The organism is Infirmifilum sp. (assembly GCF_049970975.1).
In the GTDB taxonomy this organism is placed as follows: Archaea; Thermoproteota; Thermoprotei; order Thermofilales; family Thermofilaceae; genus Thermofilum; species Thermofilum uzonense.
Genome location: NZ_JBMFLX010000024.1, coordinates 1 through 19,786 on the forward strand (window position 1 = coordinate 1; position 19,786 = coordinate 19,786).

Annotated in this window: 21 protein-coding genes; 4 read left to right on the top strand and 17 right to left on the bottom strand. The window is 46.1% G+C overall.

The annotated features are described in order from the left end of the window. Nucleotides 1–6: 6 nt before the first annotated feature. From ACP5KC_RS05200 to ACP5KC_RS05245, 10 genes are all read right to left on the bottom strand, one after another. Nucleotides 7–312 (bottom strand): DUF5320 domain-containing protein, encoded by a 306-nt coding sequence (locus tag ACP5KC_RS05200; protein WP_191118647.1) that lies wholly within the window; start codon nt 310–312, stop codon nt 7–9. Nucleotides 313–457: 145 nt separating this feature from the next. Further along, on the bottom strand, nt 458–799 hold the full coding sequence (locus tag ACP5KC_RS05205; RefSeq protein ID WP_424737739.1) for a DUF134 domain-containing protein: 342 nt from the start codon (nt 797–799) through the stop codon (nt 458–460). A gap of 84 nt (nt 800–883) precedes the next feature. Continuing rightward, nucleotides 884–1,624 carry a family 16 glycosylhydrolase gene (locus ACP5KC_RS05210; RefSeq protein WP_052883599.1) on the bottom strand — a complete coding sequence of 247 codons (741 nt, stop codon included), beginning with the start codon at nt 1,622–1,624 and terminating at the stop codon, nt 884–886. After that, complete coding sequence (locus ACP5KC_RS05215) at nt 1,625–2,074, bottom strand: RpiB/LacA/LacB family sugar-phosphate isomerase (protein ID WP_052883598.1); 450 nt, start codon at nt 2,072–2,074, stop codon at nt 1,625–1,627. A 79-nt stretch (nt 2,075–2,153) separates the two neighbouring features. Next, nucleotides 2,154–4,679: an AAA family ATPase gene (locus tag ACP5KC_RS05220; RefSeq protein WP_428286928.1), complete on the bottom strand. Its 2,526-nt coding sequence runs from the start codon at nt 4,677–4,679 to the stop codon at nt 2,154–2,156. After that, nucleotides 4,673–5,839 (bottom strand): metallophosphoesterase family protein, encoded by a 1,167-nt coding sequence (locus ACP5KC_RS05225; protein ID WP_428286929.1) that lies wholly within the window; start codon nt 5,837–5,839, stop codon nt 4,673–4,675. The genes ACP5KC_RS05220 and ACP5KC_RS05225 overlap by 7 nt, the downstream gene beginning before the upstream one ends. Before the next feature lie 3 nt (nt 5,840–5,842). Next, nucleotides 5,843–7,456 carry an ATP-binding protein gene (locus ACP5KC_RS05230; protein WP_273433157.1) on the bottom strand — a complete coding sequence of 538 codons (1,614 nt, stop codon included), beginning with the start codon at nt 7,454–7,456 and terminating at the stop codon, nt 5,843–5,845. Further along, complete coding sequence (locus tag ACP5KC_RS05235; RefSeq protein WP_273433159.1) at nt 7,440–8,777, bottom strand: DNA double-strand break repair nuclease NurA; 1,338 nt, start codon at nt 8,775–8,777, stop codon at nt 7,440–7,442. Before ACP5KC_RS05235 ends, ACP5KC_RS05230 begins: the two co-directional genes overlap by 17 nt. 93 nt (nt 8,778–8,870) lie before the next feature. Then, entirely contained in the window at nt 8,871–9,530 is a 660-nt protein-coding gene (locus tag ACP5KC_RS05240) for a peroxiredoxin (RefSeq protein ID WP_273433161.1), read from the bottom strand. A gap of 139 nt (nt 9,531–9,669) precedes the next feature. Beyond that, nucleotides 9,670–10,368 carry a dolichol kinase gene (locus ACP5KC_RS05245; RefSeq protein WP_424737732.1) on the bottom strand — a complete coding sequence of 233 codons (699 nt, stop codon included), beginning with the start codon at nt 10,366–10,368 and terminating at the stop codon, nt 9,670–9,672. Between the two features lie 163 nt (nt 10,369–10,531). Between ACP5KC_RS05245 and ACP5KC_RS05250 the strand changes: the two genes are divergently transcribed. Next, a complete protein-coding gene (locus tag ACP5KC_RS05250) occupies nt 10,532–11,608 on the top strand; it encodes an L-threonylcarbamoyladenylate synthase (protein ID WP_273433165.1) in 1,077 nt (358 codons plus the stop codon). Between the two features lie 22 nt (nt 11,609–11,630). Here ACP5KC_RS05250 and ACP5KC_RS05255 read toward each other — a convergent pair whose 3' ends face one another. Then, nucleotides 11,631–12,278 carry a phosphoribosyltransferase gene (locus ACP5KC_RS05255; protein ID WP_424740906.1) on the bottom strand — a complete coding sequence of 216 codons (648 nt, stop codon included), beginning with the start codon at nt 12,276–12,278 and terminating at the stop codon, nt 11,631–11,633. A 41-nt stretch (nt 12,279–12,319) separates the two neighbouring features. After that, nucleotides 12,320–13,450, bottom strand: coding sequence for a CBS domain-containing protein (locus ACP5KC_RS05260; RefSeq protein ID WP_428286930.1), 1,131 nt, complete (start codon nt 13,448–13,450; stop codon nt 12,320–12,322). Nucleotides 13,451–13,543: 93 nt separating this feature from the next. On the opposite strand from ACP5KC_RS05260, the gene ACP5KC_RS05265 reads away from it, so the two are divergent. Both ACP5KC_RS05265 and ACP5KC_RS05270 read left to right on the top strand, forming a co-directional pair. Continuing rightward, nucleotides 13,544–13,939: a 4Fe-4S dicluster domain-containing protein gene (locus ACP5KC_RS05265; protein WP_236944904.1), complete on the top strand. Its 396-nt coding sequence runs from the start codon at nt 13,544–13,546 to the stop codon at nt 13,937–13,939. Between the two features lie 5 nt (nt 13,940–13,944). Beyond that, nucleotides 13,945–15,711 (top strand): aldehyde ferredoxin oxidoreductase family protein, encoded by a 1,767-nt coding sequence (locus tag ACP5KC_RS05270; protein WP_424737725.1) that lies wholly within the window; start codon nt 13,945–13,947, stop codon nt 15,709–15,711. 3 nt (nt 15,712–15,714) lie between these two features. On the opposite strand, the gene sfsA is transcribed toward ACP5KC_RS05270, so the two are convergent. Genes sfsA through mobB form a run of 3 tightly spaced genes read right to left on the bottom strand, consistent with a single transcriptional unit; the run spans nt 15,715 to nt 18,153 of the window. Beyond that, nucleotides 15,715–16,404: a DNA/RNA nuclease SfsA gene (gene sfsA, locus ACP5KC_RS05275; RefSeq protein ID WP_273433175.1), complete on the bottom strand. Its 690-nt coding sequence runs from the start codon at nt 16,402–16,404 to the stop codon at nt 15,715–15,717. A 4-nt stretch (nt 16,405–16,408) separates the two neighbouring features. Then, on the bottom strand, nt 16,409–17,359 hold the full coding sequence (locus ACP5KC_RS05280; protein ID WP_273433176.1) for a hypothetical protein: 951 nt from the start codon (nt 17,357–17,359) through the stop codon (nt 16,409–16,411). Nucleotides 17,360–17,409: 50 nt separating this feature from the next. Next, entirely contained in the window at nt 17,410–18,153 is a 744-nt protein-coding gene (gene mobB, locus ACP5KC_RS05285) for a molybdopterin-guanine dinucleotide biosynthesis protein B (protein WP_273433178.1), read from the bottom strand. 60 nt (nt 18,154–18,213) lie between these two features. Between mobB and ACP5KC_RS05290 the strand changes: the two genes are divergently transcribed. Beyond that, nucleotides 18,214–18,948: a HesA/MoeB/ThiF family protein gene (locus ACP5KC_RS05290; protein WP_273433180.1), complete on the top strand. Its 735-nt coding sequence runs from the start codon at nt 18,214–18,216 to the stop codon at nt 18,946–18,948. Here the strand turns inward: ACP5KC_RS05290 and ACP5KC_RS05295 are convergent. Both ACP5KC_RS05295 and ACP5KC_RS05300 read right to left on the bottom strand, forming a co-directional pair. Continuing rightward, entirely contained in the window at nt 18,945–19,223 is a 279-nt protein-coding gene (locus tag ACP5KC_RS05295; RefSeq protein WP_273433181.1) for a twin-arginine translocase TatA/TatE family subunit, read from the bottom strand. The two genes, ACP5KC_RS05290 and ACP5KC_RS05295, sit on opposite strands and share 4 nt — an antisense overlap. A 31-nt stretch (nt 19,224–19,254) precedes the next feature. Beyond that, nucleotides 19,255–19,786 (bottom strand): 4Fe-4S binding protein (locus tag ACP5KC_RS05300; RefSeq protein ID WP_428286931.1); only part of this gene is annotated, 532 nt, incomplete at its 5' end.

Sequence of the window (19,786 nt, forward strand, 5' to 3'; positions counted from 1 at the left end):
GAAAAATTAATCGGTTTTTCCTTGTCCTTTAAGCTCCTTTATTCTTTTATCCAGTTCTTGGATCTCCCGTTCCAGGTTTCGTCGTGCATCTTCTAGCCACTGCCTGTATGCTTCGAGATACTCTTGTTGTACAGTAGGCACCTGAGCGGTGGGAAGTGGAAACGTTGGAAGACTGCCGTAGCGTGCGTAGTACCACCAGCACCATCCTGGTCCGTAGATCCATCCAGGGCGCTGCCATGGCGGAAGGTAAGAGAATGGTCCTCTGCCTGGGTATGGTCCCCAGCCTCGATACCACCCCCAACCTGGTGACATGTCTTACACCATTTTGAAATATATTTCACATATATTTAAGTTTTTCGATGCAGTGAACGAGGATAAAGCCTGGAACAGACAATGAAATGAGATATTTTACAACAATAAGAACTTTTCAGCGTGAATAACGGTGAGGCCTAATCGTTCATTCCTCCATGGATGGTTTTGAAGTAGAGAGGCTTATACGAATAGGCTTCAGATTTATTAACGCATCAACTAATTTCCTCCTAGCAGAGTCTAAGATTCGCCATAGAGTGGCATTTGAAAAACCCAGCATAGACGCCGCTTCATCAATTGTTAAACCATCAATATAAACTATCTTTAACACTTCCAGTTCCTCCGGATATATATCGACGCTCTCCTCAAGATTTATGTGAGCCGTGTTCCCAGGCAGAGGTAGGAACACTATTCCTTGAGGAGAATTCTCGTTGGGGGGAGGCCCCCTCCAGTGTCTGCCTGTTCTCCTTCGTCTTCCCCATTTATGCATGATGAATACAGTCCTCTATAGAATTACTTGTATTCTTATGAACTAATAAGTGATTCGTTTAAATAGATTTAAGCGGGGTATCATCTAATAGATTTTTATATATTCTACTTCGATACAGGACTTGCTTCTATTCTCTTGGGTCAAGTGCCTGTAGACCTGACCTGCATCTCTTCTGTTATAGCCGAAGACTGCGTTGTCTATCCATATATCCGCCCTTGCTTTGAACGATCCTGCATTAATGGGAAGCCTGGCTACAAGGCTGCCATCTATATAGTATTTTGCCTCAGTCTTCAACCATTCTATCTTGTAGGTGTGCCAATCAGTTAAATCTAGGTTTTGAAGCACAGGTTTGTGAGTGTAAATTGTTACGCCTATCGCACCTCCTGTTAGCCTTGAGATGAGGCTTGGAGCCAGCAGAGATCCTCGGTAAATTTTAATCGGTATAAAGCCTGTAACAGCCTGCGCAAAGAAGCCCTGGAAAATATATGGGCCCCTGCTCTGCAAATGTATAAACCATATCGGCCTGCTGAGGCTGAAGAGCATCGAGTGGTTCCAGAAGCCCCATCCTGCTGAGCCGTAGTGCAGCTGAGACATTCTCAGCTTTGCCTCAAACGTCTTGGTTTCCCAGGGGAGATCGTCAAACCTTCCATCGGATATCTCAGCGTTGGAATAGTAGAGAGCTTCTGTTGGACCGCTACAAAGTGTAAGCTTGCTGTCCCTGACGCTAATTGAGGCGTAATTGTCTGTCCTGTAATCCCAGTAGGGTGTCCTTTCCTCGAACTCGTCGTAGAGGCCTTCCTCGCTCTTAGTAAACCCCTTATGCACTCACGTGCACCTCTCAGCGTCTAGCCTTTTCAGGCTCTCTATGTTTTCTCTCTCAGAGGGGTCTATTTCTCTCGTCAAGAACCATTCGTCTAGGATCTCCTTTGCGACCTCCTCGCTAGTGAGCCTGCCGCTCAGGGCTAGCACATTTGCATCGTTCCACAGTCTAGCGCCTCTAGCCGTCTTAGCGTCGAAACAAAGAGCTGCTCGAACACCGCGAACCTTGTTTGCAGCAATGGAAACACCTGTCCCCGTATAACATATCACTATACCGGTGTCCACTTTACCGCTGGCTACAAGCTCTCCTACAGTCTGCCCAACTCTTGGCCAGGGATAAGGCTTTCCCGTCTCAAGAGAGCCGACCTTGATAACCTCAAAGCCTCTCCTCTCCAACTCCTTAACAATGAACAAGGCGACTGGGTAAAGGTCGTCTGAGCCGACAGCGACCCTCATACATCTCTGTAAAAGCATGGAGTCCTTAAATAATTACCTCGAAACCCTACTCTACTAATGCTCGTCTAACACTTGAGAATTATGCTTCCTCGCCGCCAGCCTTGTATACCCTTGTTATTCTTCCATCTTCGATATAAATTATAGTGGCTCCGGGTGGCTCCTCCACCTCTACATGGGTTATTAGAAAGATCTGATCAAAGAACCTTGAGAGCTCCCCTGCGAAGAAACTAACTATCCTCTCCCTCCTTTCTCCATCCGACGAGCCTAGAGGCTCGTCGAGAACTATGAATTTAGGATAAGAGCCCTTAGAGCTAGGTAGAAGCGCAAGCGTGAAAGCTATCCTTAAAGCTAAAAGGAACTGGTCGTTCGTTCCCCCTGAATAAATGTCCCGTCTAAGCCATCTTCCTGCCTCAGCATCATAGACCTCCAAGTCGTAGGTATCAGGCTGCAACCTAACGGCTTTGTACCTTCCGTCTGTAAAGTAGTTTATTGTCCAGCTCATATAGTTCTCGACCAGAGGGGCGAACAACTCACGCCTCCTACGTGATATCTCTTTCAGTGCCTGAAGAGCTCTTTTGACAGCTTTAAGCTCCTTATCGAGGCGTTTACACTCTTCCTCTAATTTTTTAATCTCTTCTTGGAGCTCTTGTAGTCGCGGCTTAATCTTCTCAGCCTCGCTTAACTCTTTTTTCAGGGTTTCCAACCGTTCCTCTAATCGTGTTTTTTCCTTAGAGATTCTCTGGAAATCTTCGTCTAGCTTGCCATATGCAATATCTACCAGGTCGGGGTCTTGTTCCTCAGCAGCCATCTCAACGTATTCTACCCTACCCTTGAGTCCTGGTGGAACGGATGGTATGACTGTGTGCTCCAGTTCCTCTAATATCTTCCTTCTATCCTCTTCTAGTTCGCTTAATTTGACGTTAAGTTTTTCTAGCTTCTCTGTGGATTCCTTGACTTCCTGTTTGAGCCTTTCTAACTGCTTGCCACTGCTTTCAATCCCAGCCTTCAGGTTGCTCTCCTTTTCCCTCAGTTCATTAATTTTCTCACTGAGGCGGCTAACTTCTTTTTGCAGAGCAATTAATGCGTTATCAATGCTTGCTGCATGACTTTCGCCAGTAAGTCTGAGGATCTCCTGTTCCAGTCTCTCGAGATGAGCCCGGATTTTCTCTTCCTCTAATTTTAATTCTTTTAAACGATTATTTTTAGCCTCAAGCTGAGCAACAAGAGCTTTCCTTGGACCTATTTCCGACTCAAGTCTACCCAGTTTAGTTAGCAATTCTTGCTTGAGGGAAGATCTACGATGATAGGTTACAAGAAAAACAATAAGTGAGACGCCCGAAAGTGGAATAGCAACCCAAGTAGCTTGGTATAGCAAAGCGAGCAAAGCTATGAAGGCGAGACCTATACTACTCAGATAAGGTTGTATGGAGGGTTTTATGGAAGCTAGGAGTAGCTCTATCTTTCTTTTCTCTTCTTCGAGATTCGCGAGCTCCTTTTGCGCGCTCTCTATTCTCCTTATGTCGTCTTCTAGAGCCTCTAATTCCTTGCTTATCCTATTCATCCTGTCTAACTCTCTGTCCCTGTTATCCTTGTAGGATTTTAAATCGCTAAGTATTTTCAGTCTATCTTCATACGTTGATTGCAGCTGCTCAAGTTCCTTTTGGATCTTTTCGAGTTCTTCTTGTAACATTGGTAGGTTTCTTTCTATTTGTTGTATTTCATTATCATTTCTGTTCTTTTTTTCCTGTTCATCTCTGATAGCATTCTTGGTTTCAGCTATCTGCTCCTCTACACGCGACTTCTGTTCCTCTAATTGTTTTTTCTTATAAAGGGATTGCCTCAGGTGCGCCAAGTATTGAAGGGCTAGCTTGAGTGCAGCTTCCTCCTCACCTAGAGCAGGGATTTTTTCCTCTATTTCTTTGAGCTCTCTCATAAGGTTTGGAATTGAGTTTACTTTTTCTTCTAGGAGCTTGGCTTGCTGCAATTTTTCTGAGTATTTAAGCTCAAGGTTTTCTTTTTCATATTTTTTATTGCTCCTTGTTTCCTCGAGAGCCTGTATAGCCTTATTATAGCTTTCAAGACCCATCATGAGGTTAATTATTTGTTCTCGCTCGCTTTTACCCATTTGAATAATCCTCTCAAGATCTTTTTGTGCAACGATGTTTGTGGAGAGCATCTCTCTCCATGAGACTCTTAAGAGACGTTGAATCTCATCGTTTACTTGCTTGGTACCAGAAGCTATGACTCTTTCAGTGCCTTGTGTAATTTCTATGAGGCGAGCGTTAACCTGCTTTATCGTTTCACCCTCTCTGACAAGTTCCCTGTACACGCGGTACCTTTTACCGTCGACCTCGAACTCGACCTCTACTTGTGCTCTCCGAGCCTTATGGTTCACGACCTCATTATAGCCTCCGCGTGGATTACCCCGCAAATCGCCTATGACTTGATGGTCTCCGTAAAGACCGAAAAGTATGGATTCGATTAAGGTGGATTTGCCAGCCTCGTTCCGGCCCTTTATTATATAAAATCCTTTTCCTAGGCTGAGAGGCGTCGTCAGGTTAAGCCTTCTAAAGTTTACTGCTTTAATGGAATGTATGACTACCACGCTCCCACCTCCTGTAGTACTTTAAGACCTATTTCCAGGGCAAGCCTCAAGATGTCCGCTTCCTCGCCCGTCACATTGGATAAGGCCTCATTGAAGTACTCTTTATAGGAATCAATTGGCGAACTTATATCAGATGTTAACTTGATCTCCTTGAAGAGGCTTTTAAGACCAGAGTCATCAACGACAACGTGGAAAAAGTTGTTTGCTAGTTTGTTTAATAGTTCAGCCTTGCTGTAGCGTGACATCTTCTCAACGGGAAGGCTTCCCTTTATTACGATCCTTGCCAATAGCTCTTGATCAACGAGATTAACGGCTTTAAGAACCCTGGTTACGGGTTCGTCAACCGTCTCGTCTAAAGTTACCTCAAAAGTTTTCATGGGACGGGTCGGAACCTCTATAAACTCCAGTCTGGGTGTACTGTTACCAGTGAGCTCAACGTACACGAATCCCTTTTTATCGTCAGTTTCCTCGTTGAAGCTTCTGCGCTCAGTGCTCCCAGGGTAGACCACGAGTGTCTCCTTAATGGTTGTATAGGAGTGCCCGTGGAGGTGTCCCATGGCGAGATAGTTGAGGCCTTCGGGGAGATCTGCGGGAGTTATCGTGGGTGCTGCCCAGTTCTTGGGTATTTTGAAGCCTGCAAAGTTATAGTGGAGCATGGCGATGTTTATATCCCCTTCGATTGGGATCCTTAGGTTGCGGTCACGAAGAGGATTAGAGCTTATTTCCAGAGTAGGATCAAAGGAGAGACCCGTTACTGCTACGTCCAGCCCCTCGACTTTAAGGTGCTCCACCCTGAACTCGTCTAGTTCTGGGAAGAATGTCGCGTATCCTGCGGCCTCAATCTCACCTATGGGTGACATGCCCTCTTCTTGTGATCGAGGCATGTCGTGGTTGCCACCGATGACGAAGGCCTTAATGCCCTCAGACGTTATTCGACGGAAAGCTTGCAATACTCTCGTCCTTACGGGGTTTCGGGGATTTATCGAATCGAAGAGATCCCCCGAGACTAAGAATAGATGAGGCTTCCTCTCTAGCACGAACTCGACAACCCTGAGAAAGGATTTGTAGAAGTCAAGTCTTCTATCGAGGGCTTTCGAACCAAGATAACTTAGTTTTGGGTCCAGGTGGTTGTCAGCTGTATGAACTAGCCTAAGAGGCATGTTTTACACCTCTGAGAATACACCCTTGGCTGGTGGAGCTATTTTAGGCGCGGTAAGCCTTAACTCTTCCCTTGCCTGCCTTAGTTCCTCGACCAGATCAATGTCCGCACCACCTTCCTTTGTCCTTCTAGCACGAACCTTGACTACCACGGGCACACGCGTGAGTTCACCTAGGATTACAGCCTCACCCACGTTTAGCCCAGGCAGATCTGCAAGGAGGTCTGCACTGAGCCTCTCGCTTGATTCTTGAACTGCTCTCTGATCCAGAGGGTTTGTTATTCTCAATATTATCTGGCTGTTGCACTGGCTTAAAGCATCCGAGTCTATCTTGCTGGGCCGCTGGGTTACCAGTACGAGGAAAACGCCGAACTTTCTCCCCTCTGCAGCTATTGTTTTAATAACCTGAGAGGACATGGTATTTTTCTTGGACTCCTTACCCGGGACGAATCGATGAGCTTCTTCAACCACGACGAATATAGGGTACCTGAATTGCCCCGTGTATCTCAGCTCGAATATACCTTCAAGGATCCTGCTAACAATATAGTCCTGGCTTGCATCGTTTAGCCCTGACAAGTCGATAACTGATACATGCCCGGGTTTAAGTATCTCGTCTTTGAGAGAAGTAGTCCTTTCCCCAAACACTTTAAACTTAGTTAAACGTCTCAAGTGGTTTATAGCTCGCTGGGCAGCCTCTTTAACTCTCTTAGTTCCAGACCTTGCAGCCATCTCTTCCAGCACCTGTATTAGATCCCTGACCTGATAATCGTTCCCTTTCTCGCGAAGCTTCTTGATAGCCGCACGTATTACCTCCCGAACATTCGACCACCCCTCTGGGATGCCGGCGACACCGGCAACCTCGTCGCCTTCAAGCTCTGAAAACTTGAAAACAAGCTCGTTGACGTTATCCAGCTGACTCGACGAATATCTTCCCGTACTGTTTGGGTTTCTGAAGACTAGGATTCTATCTGAGTACTCGTGTCTTTTCATATCCCTGTCTCTGCTCAGGAAGACATAGTCGGCGTGTGGATCAATGATGACAACTGTGCCACCCAACCTTAAGAGTTCCTCTATTATGACGCCAACAGTGTAAGATTTACCAGCACCTGTTTGTGCGATGACAGCTACATGCCTTCTGAAGCCGTTCACGCTCAGGTAAACGGGGACCGAACTTCGGGAAACCAGAGTACCTATATACAGTCCCTCCTCGGGTTCATAGGAAAAAAAGTTACTGACTAACTCGTCCGGAGCCAAAAAGACTGGATTACCTGGGAATAGTGCTCTCCTAGGCATGAGTACAACCCGGCGACCATTTTCTTCGGCTAGGAATCCAAGTGTTTTAGCCGTACAAAGGATATTGGAGTCGTCTATACCGGCCCGATGTACCCTTTCGAGTGTCGTCAAATTCAATGATGAATTGAAGGCAGTACTGCTAGAGAGTACGCCGACCACTTGTGCAAGGACGTCTACTTCTCGGAGAACTCCGTTGACATATTCCCTAGACTTGACTATTACATACTCGAACTTTTGCGGGTGCTCCTCCTTATCTGTGACGAAAACAAAGCTCTCAGGAGATGCTTTTTCAACTATTCTTCCTACGAGTCTAAGGGTAGTGGACACGTCTCTCACCCCTCGAGTGGAGAATAAGCGTATCAAGCTCCCTCATTATAACCCTCCTGTATGTTTCCAGAGTCGCAGCTGAAATTTTAACCCTGCGGTCTACCTCTAGCAATAAAACATTGTAGCCTTTCTCACCTGCATAAAGCCCTCTTAAAAGTGACAAGGACCGCTCTACAGTTGCAATAGATGTATCATCGTCAGTGAACCGAGTAGAGCTTTGGAGTGCTCCACTTTTTAGAAAGCCTACGTCGGAAATCTCCTTACTTATAATATCAACACGTAAAGGATCATCACCAGGCCCCATAATGGTGTATGACATCAAAACAGGAGGATAGCTTCTAAGCTGGGCGATAAGCTCGTGTGCCATTTTTACAAACTCCCCTCTATGCTTGTCAGCTGATTTCTCGAAAACCCTGGCAAGCTTCTCAATGTTACCGTCGCTGGCACGTTCATCTAACACAAGGTCAAACTGTCCCGCTATTACCTTTGAGAGAGACAGGATCAAAGGAGTCGAATAGCCTTGACCTACACCTGCTTCAAGAATTATGCGAGAGTCTGGAACATGTGAGCGGGCCTGTTCAAAGTAATCCAGGATAACGGCTGGAAACTCTCCCGATCTAACCTTCTCTCTAACCTTCTCAAGAACCTCACGAGGCCTCCTCCTCAAGGCAGTCCATAATCGAAGAACCTCCTCTACCTCTACGCCTGATTCACTTGCCACTTCAAGGACTTTTTTCTTTAACAGCTCCTCCTTGAAAAGTGTTGAACGTGAGTCCTTACTGACTCCTAAAACAGTCACACCACGCTTTACAGCCTGAGTTAAGAAGTCGCTGTAAGTTCTTACATATTCGAACATGAAGTCTTCGCGACCCTCGAGATCTAACTCCATTAGGACATGGATCATACGTCCATAGAGCGAGCCATCAATGAGGATAAATTCAGGTTCATCCTCTAGCGATTCAAGAGCAACAGCGTGCTCTATGTGTTCCCTCATAAGCCTCACATATTCCTCGAAATCCCTCGTGTTGCGAGGATAGAGAGCATCCACAATCAATTTCCTGAAACTTTTCGAGAAGGGTGCGAGGGCCATGCTTCTAGCAACAAGTACGACTCCTCCCCCTCTAACCTCGACTATACCAGTACTACTATCCACGGCAAAAATCTTATCGATTACCTCAAGTGGAAGTGGTAAAGGCCTCCATTTCTCTATGACCATGCGCTTATAGTTTTCAGATAGCTCTGAGATTTTTCCTGCTATTTCTTCAAGATAAGACTTCTTGAGACTAATCTCTTCTGCTAGCAGATCCAAGAATTCCGGCACGTATGCATAATCTATACAATGTGTATAAAATTGTGATGTAAAAGTTTGGTGAAAGTAAAACTATCAGATAAAAGAAGAAAAATAAGTTTTATTTTAGGCTTTCTTGTGGCAGAACCACCAGTCGTAGCACTCGATCTCTTTTTTCGCGGCCTTTTCCAATCTCTCCTTAGCTGTTTTCTCGTCGGCGGCAGGCGGAACTATTACGTGGTCACCTACTAGTTCATTGTTGGGCCAGTTCGCGGGTATCGCTACGCCGTGCTTGTCTGCAGTTTGCAGTCCTTTAATCATTCTGAGGATTTCGTCTATGTTCCTGCCTAACTCCTGTGGGTAGTACAGCATAGCTCTAAGTACACCGTTTGGGTCGATGATGAATACAGCTCGGACAGTGTTCGTGCCCTTGCCAGGGTGTATCATCCCAAACTTCTTGGCAACCTCACCTGTATCGTCAGCGATTATGGGGAACTTTATCTCGACGCCTAGCTTCTCCTTTATCCATTCAACCCACTTTATATGACTGAATACCTGGTCAATGCTTAGACCGATAAGCTGTACATTAAGCTTCTGGAATTCCTCAAATCTCTTCTGGAAGGCTACAAATTCCGTGGTGCAGACAGGCGTAAAGTCTGCTGGATGGCTGAATAACACTATCCATTTTCCTTTATAGTGATCAGGGAAAGTAATTGTTCCGTGAGTAGTCTTAACTTCCATCGAGGGTATCTTTTCTCCTAACAAGGGGATTCTTCCTTCTGACATTGTTTTCACCCTTTTTGCTGTTCATAATACTTTTTTAGGTTTAAATAAATTTCGGTTAGGAAATCATACTTTAAAGATCGTGATCCTAATAGATGAAGGGCTACCCAGTTGCAGGATTTGTTTAAAAAAAGGAGATAGCTTAAAAGACTCCAAGGGACTGGAGAAGGTATAGAGTCGTGAAAGAGACGATAGGTACTGTTATATTGTCATCTAGCCTTACGCCTCCTATGTACTCAACTCTTTCAATAAAACTCGCCGCCAGAGCCGAAAGTACTCCTGAGAGTCCGAAATTTAAGGCGATAGCCATAGCAGCGCTCACTATGAACATTGCAAGATTTCCGCTCCAATGCTTTATCCTTCTCTTAAAGAGAGCATTCCTGACTATTCCCGTGACGCCGTCCCCTACGGCCATGAAAAGTAGCGGTAATGCACCGAACAAGAACGGGTGATTATATCCTAGCTGGTTGCCCGCAAACCAGCCTAGAGTTATAAAGATAGCCCACATGATGCAGAAATCCACTTCGTAGATATTGTCCGGGTCTTGGAACCAATACATGAGTTTACCAGTTTTGTGCGGGATATACGTCAACAATGCGAGGAGAAGCCCTAAGGCGAATGGTAATGCTGGGGTTGAAAATAGGGGGTATAATGCGACAACGAGAGCCACTACTCCGCCTGCTAGTATGTGTATCACTTTTCTTGAATAATAAATGGCCACCTTATGGCTTTCTCCGCGCTTAGTAAAGAACTCATATGTTAGCTTCGCAATTACTGTTACTACGAACATTACCCAGACAAATAGTAGGGCTGCATACACTACCTCGTTTATATTTATCATAAGACGTATCAGTGTAAGATGAAAAGGACCCTCTATATAACAATTGCTTTCTAAAAATACGTCAATCGCCGAATAAACCAAATTACATTCTTAATTTCTTCCACATCACAAACACCTGGACAGATATTTATTTTAATTCCCTTAGGGTGAAAAGTCCTGGAAGATGAGACCGAAGACTCTGATCCTTAAAGTCGATCCTCAAAACCCTTCAATTAACGTGATTAGAGAAGCAGCCCGCATTCTTGCAGAGGGCGGACTTGTCGCCTTCCCCACAGAAACCGTCTACGGATTGGGGGCCGCAGCTGATATACGTGAAGCGGTACTCAAAATCTTCAAGGTTAAGAACAGACCACCAGATAACCCACTCATACTACATCTCGCTGACCCTGAGTGGTTGCCGAGAGTCTCCAGGAATATCCCCTCCTATGCCTACAAGCTTATTGAAAAGTTTTGGCCTGGACCACTAACACTGATCCTGCCAAAGGCGGAGCAGGTGCTTAGTGAGGTCACAGCCGGCCTGCCTAAAGTAGCTGTCAGGGTTCCAGCGCATCGCGTAGCACAATTACTGATCAAGGAATTAGGGAAACCCGTTGCAGCCCCTAGCGCGAATAGATCTGGAAGACCTTCTCCCACTCATGCCCGACATGTCATAGAAGATTTCAATGGCCAAATAGATGCAATAATTGATGCTGGTGAAACCCTCCATGGAGTTGAGTCAACAATACTTGACATCACCCTTTGGCCCCCCGTCCTGCTAAGACCAGGAGCCATACCTATCGAAGAAATAGAAATGACCTTGGGCGTAAAGGTAACGGTACCCGAGTTCGCTCGTGGGATACGGGAGTCAGAAGAAGCTATTGCTCCGGGAACAAAATACAGGCACTATGCTCCTATGGCTGAAATGATCCTGGTTGAAGCTGAAGATTATAAGAACCTTGATAAGCTAGTTGAAAAAGTAAAGGAGATAGCTCTCGAGAAAATTTCTAGAGGAGTCAAGGTCGGGATTTTATGCAGTGATGAGACAGCACACAGATATGAAGGACTCGGATTGGTGGTTAGTCTAGGTCCACGTAGCGACAGCTTTATCATTGCTAGGAATCTCTTTAAGGCTTTAAGATCTATGGACGAGTTAGGCGTCGAGTTTATTGTGGCTGAAGGCTTCGAGGAAAAAGGTTTGGGGTTGACGGTAATGAATAGGCTTAGAAAAGCCTCGGGTCATAACGTTGTAAAGGCTGTGTAACAACAGGAATAATTTCTCGTTTTTAACTTGGCTGGAGATGTTTTAAGATGTCTACAACTTGTTCATCTGTAACTTCGCTAAAATCTTGGTAGTACATTCCTACTGCGTAGAGTAGAAGCGGCTTATAAACCCACACAAGCTCGTCACAGTATTCCCTAACAAGGCTCACTACGTCATCTGAAATTACAGGAGTAGCAATTATTACTCTTGAGGCACCCGCTCTACGTGCCGCGATCGCAGCCACTATTACTGTTGCACCTGTAGCAATCCCATCGTCAACAATAATCGCATCAAGCCCTGGTATCTGTAGCGCGAGACCACCTCTGAATTTAGCTACGTATTCCGATACACGTTTTCGTTGAAACGATATCTCCTGGTTCAAGTATTCCTCACTAATTCCTAGTTCCTCTACCAAACCCTGATTAATCCAGAGGGCGTCATACTCGCTTACAGCTCCGATTCCAAGCTCCGGGTTGCCGGGGGCTCGAAGCTTCCTCGAAACTATTGCGTTTAGGGGTACTCCTAGCTTCTCAGCTACTGCTTTCGCAGTTACAACCCCACCCCTAGGTATGCCCAGTACTATAGCTTTCTCCCAGCTTTTCCTAAGCGATAATAATTTTTCCCCTAGAAGCCTTCCGGCGTGAAGCCTATCTCGGAAAACCTCGACCATACCCAAATAATAGAAAAATCGAACTATATAGCTAATCTTAGCTAAAACCCTATCCTCTTCCTTAAACGAGCAAGATCTATTACACGTTCTCTCTTCTTTTCCTTTGTCTTCGCGAAATTCTTGTAGGCAAGCTCTAGTGACTCGAAGACCGCCTGTACGACGTCCCAGCCAGAAGTAGACGCGGAGTAAGAGCCTTTATCTAGCTTTATCGAAACCCGGACGTCATATCTCCGCCTCTCACCAGCTTTCTCGCGTGGCTTTAAGACTACCGAGAATTCTAGAAGATTAGCTCGCGCCGCAACGCTTTTCGCTATGTCGACAGTTTTTCTTGTGACAAGGTTTCTCTCTATAAAGTCTAGTTCATCTAACCCTTCGATTCTTATAGGTAGTTTGGCTTCCTCAACCTCCGGTAGGAGACGCCTTATAAACAGATAGGGGGATATAACACCCACAACATTTTGTTTAGGGTCCAAGACAATAGCTCCCTCGGCGATATCTTCAATGGTGGGTATACCGTCCACATTAACTGTTCTCTGAGGAGACATCATTATCTTGTGTACTGGTTGATCAAGGAAGTATTCTACCTCTCCCTTTACCTCGCCTAGCTTGTCCCTGCGAAGTGGCGTGTTGTATATAAAGTTCACAAGGTCGTATACCCTCACCGCGCCCACTAGTCTACCGTCATGGGCTACAGGAACGAGCCTAAGTCCGATCTCTGCTATAAGCTTCCTGGCTTTCTCAACGCTGTCATCGGGCTTGAGGGGCTCTATGGGGTACATTATGTGTCGTGCGGGCACCTTTGGAGCCAATTTAAGAGCATAGATTACTCGTCTTGCATGTACTACTCCAATAATGCTTCCCTTCTCGATGACCGCTAATCCCGGTAGACCTGTACGTGCAAAGATTCGTGCAATACTTACGGGGTCGGAGGGCCACTGGACGAGGGGGGCTTTCTCGACTAAATTCTTGAGCTTTGTCTCGCCTTGTGCACGAGACCTCAGGAGCGTGAAGATAGACACCACTCCCAGATATTTTTTCTCGTCGTCTACTACGGCTACAACGGGTATCTCGTTTTGCCACATCTTTTCCGCGGCTAGTGAGACTGTTCGGGCATGAGTGAGAGGTTCTAATCGGACTAGAAGATTATCGAGGGGAGGAGTAGATTCTACCATCAGTTATTAATAGGCTGAAGCTATATAAAAACCTCTTTTTAAGATAAGATATTACGTAAGATAGGTATAATTTAGACGTTTCATTAAGTTATTGTGACGAGGTTAACAGTTCAGGATGTAGACAAGTGTGTAGGCTGCATGTCCTGTATGTTTGCTTGTTCCCGACGATTTGGGGAGGGAGGCCTTGCCAAGTCTGCCATTCATGTTTCGAGTATAGGGGGCGTTGAGAGGGGCTATAAGGTTGTTGTTTGTAGGGGGTGTGAGGAGCCGTCCTGTGAGGCTGCATGCCCTACAGGCGCACTTGTGAAACGTAAGGATGGGGGTGTTATTTTGAACTCTTCCAAGTGTATAGGCTGTGGAAACTGCCTGAGGGCCTGTCCAATTGGTGCCGTAATGTGGGATTACGAGATGAATAAGCCTATTATTTGCGTCCACTGCGGTTACTGCACGAACTATTGTCCTTATGGTGTCCTAACTCTAGCAAGGTGATCTGAATGCCAGTCCTCGGTACTCTTGGCAGGGTATTGTATATCGATCTAACCAGCAAGAAGTTCTGGACAGAGGATCGTAGCGATCTCTTCGAAGAATATCTAGGAGGAACCGGTGTCGCCGTAAAACTTCTCGAGGAAGAGCTCCCACGCAATACGCACCCCCTAGACCCGGAAAACGTCATCGTATTCGCAGTGGGCCCCTTTACCGCACTTTACCCCACAGCTTCAAAAACTGTAGCCGTTTTCAAGAGCCCACACACTGGAAACCTTGGTGAAAGCCATGCGGGCGGGAGAAGCGCTGTCGCCATAAGACTTGCCGGTTACGGGGCCATAGTGATAAAGGGAGCTAGCGATTTACCTGTTTGGGTCTCAGTTCAAGGAGATAAAGTCTATTTCAGAGATGCACGCGCGTTGTGGGGCATGTCGAGTAGCTACACGGTCGGCAGGATTATACGAGAAGTCGAGCCCGGTTCGGGCCTCAGAGCTATAATGCGTATCGGGAAGGCTGGTGAAAAAATGGTAAGCTATGCCAACGTTATAACAGAGACTTATCGGCATTTTGGTAGGCTCGGGCTAGGAGCCGTTTTTGGAAGTAAACGCCTGAAGGCTTTAGTGATCTCAGGAAAGTCGTCGATACAAGTCGCTGACAAAAGAGCCTACCGTGAAGCATATGACAAGATATTCCGCCTAATTGTAGAAAGCCCGCTCATGAAGAAGTACCATGATCTCGGAACACCGGTCAACGTCCTACAGTTAAACGCTATCAGAGCCTTGCCGTCATTTAACCTTCAACAAGCCAGCCTTGACACTGCCGAAAAGATATCGGGAGAATACCTAGCCGAAAAATATCTCGGAAGAAGAGTTTCATGCGCGCACTGCCCTGTTGCTTGCATACATCTCGCTGTACTCCGGGAACCTTACGAGGAGGAACCTTACTTCTATAAAACCACCTTTATAGGCTATGACTATGAACCTATCTATGCCCTTGGCTCGATGCTCGGCGCCCGTGAACCTGAGGGCCTATTAAGACTCATCGACACGGTAGAAGCCTACGGGCTTGATGCTATGACTACCGGAGTGGTACTTGCCTGGGCGACTGAGGCTTACAAAAGAGGTTTAATTAGCAAGGAAGATCTCGATGGCTTGGAACTCGATTGGGGGAACTACAACGTCTATATCGAGGCGGTTAAAAAGATAGCTGAACAGCCCACGGAACTATATAAAGCCATGGCTAGGGGTGTAAAGTTCGCATCGGAGCGTTTCGGCGGAAAAGACTTCGCGCTCGCTTTCTCCGGCAATGAGATGGCAGGCTATCATACTGGGCCTGCGGCATACCTAAACTACTCTTTCGGTGCTAGGCATAGCCACCTAGATAGTGCTGGCTACTCCTACGACCAGAAAACTCTCGGTAAACAGCCCTCTCCACGTGAAGTGGTCACAGCATTGTTGGAAGAAGAGGCCTGGAGACAAGTTCTAACAAGTCTCGTGATATGTCTCTTCGCCAGAGAAATATACAAGCCCAACATTATACTCGATGCCCTCAAACCACTAGGCTTTGAGCTCCAAGAAAAAGATCTAAGCGAACTTGGCAGGAAGATTTTAAGCGAAAAGTACAAGCTGAAGGTTCGTGAGGGCTTCGACCCGGAAAGTGTTGAGTTTCCAAAGAGAATATTTGAAACTCCTACACCACACGGGTTTCTGAGCGTAGATTTCATGGAAGAGGCAAAAAGAGAGTACGCCACGCTTATAAAGCAAATGCTGAGTACTTGAATACTATAAGACTATTTCCAGGCTACTTTTATCCAGAATTATCTTAGAAGTCTCTGGCTCATAGTAAACCGAGAAAGCCCTTATCCCCACCCCACTCTCATAAGCCATTTTTAAGAGCCTCGCCACCTCCGCGTCCCCCTCCACATAGGGTTTGAAAGCTGTAACTCCTCGTATACCGGCAACAAACACTATAAGCGCTTTATGGCCAATTCTGGCGAGCTCTATTAGTTCCCATATATGTCTTCTACCCCTTAAGGTTGGACAGTCGGGGTACATTGCATATCCGTCTTGCCTTAGAACCGCACTCTTAAGCTCAGTGAAAACCTTGTATCCTCCACACGAGAGGAGGTAGTCTAGTTTAGACGAGCCGACTCTTGGGGCTCTGGAAACAATTTCGCACTTAGCCCAATCAAGAAGTCCCCTTCTAACTGCTTCCTCAAAGCTCTTCATCTGTAGCTGCGTGTCTATGAGAGCCCCGCTCCCTTCTTCATCTACTGCTATCAAGCGAAACTCAGTCTTTCCCCTATGCGGAAGACAGTAAGCGGTTTTTCCCTCCTTGATGTATTCAAGTAGCCTTCCTGTATTGTTTATATGGGCTCGGGTAAGCTTCCCAGCGTGTTTAACCTCGACAACGAAGCGGTTAACGCGACGGACAATAGTGCAGATGCTTGGACTCTCAAGCTGTAAGAGCAATTTGTCACGCCTCTAAGGCGACTTTTACAAGAACACGCATCTTCTCAAGCACAATCTCCTCGTATTCACGCCCATTCAAAACTCCCCGCAAGCCGCCGAAGCCGCAGTCAGGCTTCAAAAAGAGAAGCATTTCCCCGTAAGTCTCCCTAGCCTCACGAGCAAGTTGAAGCACAGAAGAATAATCCTCTACACTGGGTTTAACAGGAGAGATAACTCCGAAAGCTAGTCTCTTGGAATTTTTCGCGAGCTCGTCTCGTGTGTAATAAACCCTGTTTGAAGGAAAGTCGCTGTGCTCGTGATCTAAGAAGTCTGCATTATGGAGTCCAAGGAGAACCTTTTTCAGGAGAGGGGGTAGCCTCCCACAAACATGTACACCACGATGAACCCCACCAAGTCTGCTCAGGACGCTTTCTAAGGCTTGTTGAAGATACTCGAGAGTGAGATTATACATAACGTTTCTAGCGCCAACAATCACAGCGAGGACTGGTTCATCAACACAATAGACGTCTCCTCTTACCTCCTTGTCTAGTTTAGAGGCCAAGCCTGAAACATAGGAGACTACTTTTTCAAGCACGTCCTTGTCAGTTAGAGCAGACCCCGATATATCGCCGACCCTTTCAAGTGACAAGGCTATTTTTGATGCTAGGGTGAATGGGCCAGTGACAGGGACTCTAAACCTCAAACCCAGTTCACGGGCAATATCCCTGGCGATAATGTAATCCGGTGGAACAATAGGCTCGGCTTCCTCTAAGTGACGCCTTAGTACATAGCCTCGCTTCTCATAGGAAACTACACCTTGCTTTACTAGTGGCTCTAAGAAGATGTATACGAAGTCTCTCAGCTGTGGTAGAACTGGATATGTTATGCCGAGTTTTGCCTGATCTTCCAATGCTCGTCTAATATTTGGCTCCGAGAATTCTAGGGGAAAGCTACCTACGAGGGTAGTAGCTATCACAATGAAGTACCATAGATGGTTTTCAAAAAGTTTATTGTTTTTATGTTCTTTTAAAGCGACAGGGAAAGCTCTATTTTTCTGGGATTAGAGCTCACCCCCTTCAACGTAGAGATAAGCCCTAGCGTTACATTTTTGAATACATCCTGGACGAAGGGGTTTAATTCGACAGGCTCACCGTCAACCCTCAGGGATACCCTACTCTTGAGAACAGTGCACTCGGAAAGCGTTGCCTCGCCCCTAGAAATCGCTTCAGCCAGAGCTATACAGCTCTTGAATTTGCAGAAGCCACAGTCTAGACCGGGCGGCGGTTCGAAAGCTTTCTGCATCACTATATCAAGAAGTTTTTCAGGTTCCTTGGAGATATTGATTATAGGTGCATTTAACTCTCCCCCCATAGCTACTTCAGCTATCTTGCCAGTGTATGCTATGACGAGTGAACTTGTGAGCGCCCGTGCTTCCTCGACGCTTCTAGCCACTACTATTCTAGCTCCGGGGAAAGTGTTTTTGAAGCCTTCAACAACGAGATAATCATAGCTACGCATAGTGGAAAGATACTGCCAGAAGAGTGGAGGCTTACCTTTGATCTCGAGGCTTTCCCTCTCTGAAAGAGCAACTACATAATCAGCCCCGGCTTTGAAAAGCCTGCTCGAGTCATCATTATATAGCGTAATTCCTCCGTGCGCGTGCTTCAGGGCTGCTACCCTAAAGCCTTTCTGTTTCAATAATCTTATGAGGGTTTCAGCAACAGTAGTCTTCCCCGAGTCCTTGTAGCCAATAATTGCAACCGCTTTCATACTTTGAATGGGACAACTCAGACAACTAAATTAATTGATGTCAAATAATATACTAGTCATATGTTATCACGAGAAGAACTCGAAAGGTATGATAGACAATTACGTATCTGGGGTGTTCAGGCTCAGGAAAAACTCAAGACTTCTACAGTTCTCATCGTGGGTTTAGGGGGGCTTGGATCGCCTGTAGCGGTTTACCTTACTGCAGCAGGAGTTGGCAAGCTAATAATTGTTGATTCGGAGCGAGTCGAGCTAAGCAATCTGAATAGACAGTTTCTCCATTGGACGCCTGACGTTGGATCGCTGAAAACCCAGAGCGCTCTAAAAAAATTGAAAACCCTCAACCCAAATGTGGAGATCGAGCTTGTCGAAAAGCGCATAGCAACTCTAGAGGACGCCCTTGAACTCGTCAAAAAAGCTGACGTTGTCGTAGATTGTCTCGATAACTGGGATACCCGCTTCCTCTTAAACGAGGCTTGCGTCAAGCTCGGTAAGCCTCTCGTTCACGCTGCCGTTCGAGGGTTTTATGGCCAGCTAATGGTTGTAGTACCAGGTAAGGGGCCTTGTTTACGGTGCGTGTTTCCTGAAGGGCTTAAGGAGGAAAGACCCATCCCGATCGCAGGCCCTACAGCAGGAGTTCTAGGCTCTTTTGAAGCACTCGAAACGTTGAAAATTCTAACGGGGACAGGAGAGCCGCCAGTTGGAAAACTCTTTCTTTTCGATGGAACAAGGGAAGGCTTCGACACGCTAACTGTCCGGAGGAGGCCTGACTGTCCAGTCTGCTCGCGGTCCATTTAGAAGATTTTTCTCTTTTTCTTCTCTTCTTTGTCGACGACCAGTTTCTCAGAAATTTTCTTCAATTCTTCCTCGGATTTTTCTTGAGATTCATCCTTCGAAGTTTCAGTGCTAGCCTCTTCCTTAATAATCGCTGCTGATTCCTTGATTGCTCTTGCAAGCTCAGGTATTTTCCTCGGCGCGAATAGTATTATAGCTAAAAGTATGAGCAAAAGAATTTCTGTAGGGCCGAGACCTATTGAGAACACTTCAGCAGTACTTACTGTTAATAGAAACATAAAAAGGGGAAAAACGTGCATATATAAATTTTTACCGGTTTAAAACTTTTTGAGGGAGGAAACCGAAGTGTATTGCGTCGTACATGCAAACGTCGTAACATCTTCCGCAAGCTATGCATTCGGTCCGTGAAATCTCTCCTGTGCTCAAGCTATTTTCACTAATTGCTCCTGTAGGACAAACACGAATACAAGCCTTGCACTTAATACACTTCTCTGGGTCTATCTTGAAGCCTAAAATCTTCTTGAAGCCAAGAGCTCCTATTACGGCACCGACGGGGCAGAAATACTTACACCATGCCCTCTTCTCGGTGAATTCGAGGAGCAAGGGAAACGTTGAAAGAGCTAATTCTGTAGCTCTAATGGTTCCAGGACCAGCTGTTGTGCATATTCCCCGGATAGGGCACATAGAGCAAAACAGAGGAGAGGCCGAAATATAGGATGCTACTGCGATGCCGGTCGCGAAAGCATACTTGTTATTCTTGTTATCAAGTCTTAGTTTTTTTAAGAAGTTTGTTCTTTTAATTTTCCCTAAAGCGTCAAGTAACGTACCGATCGGACACATA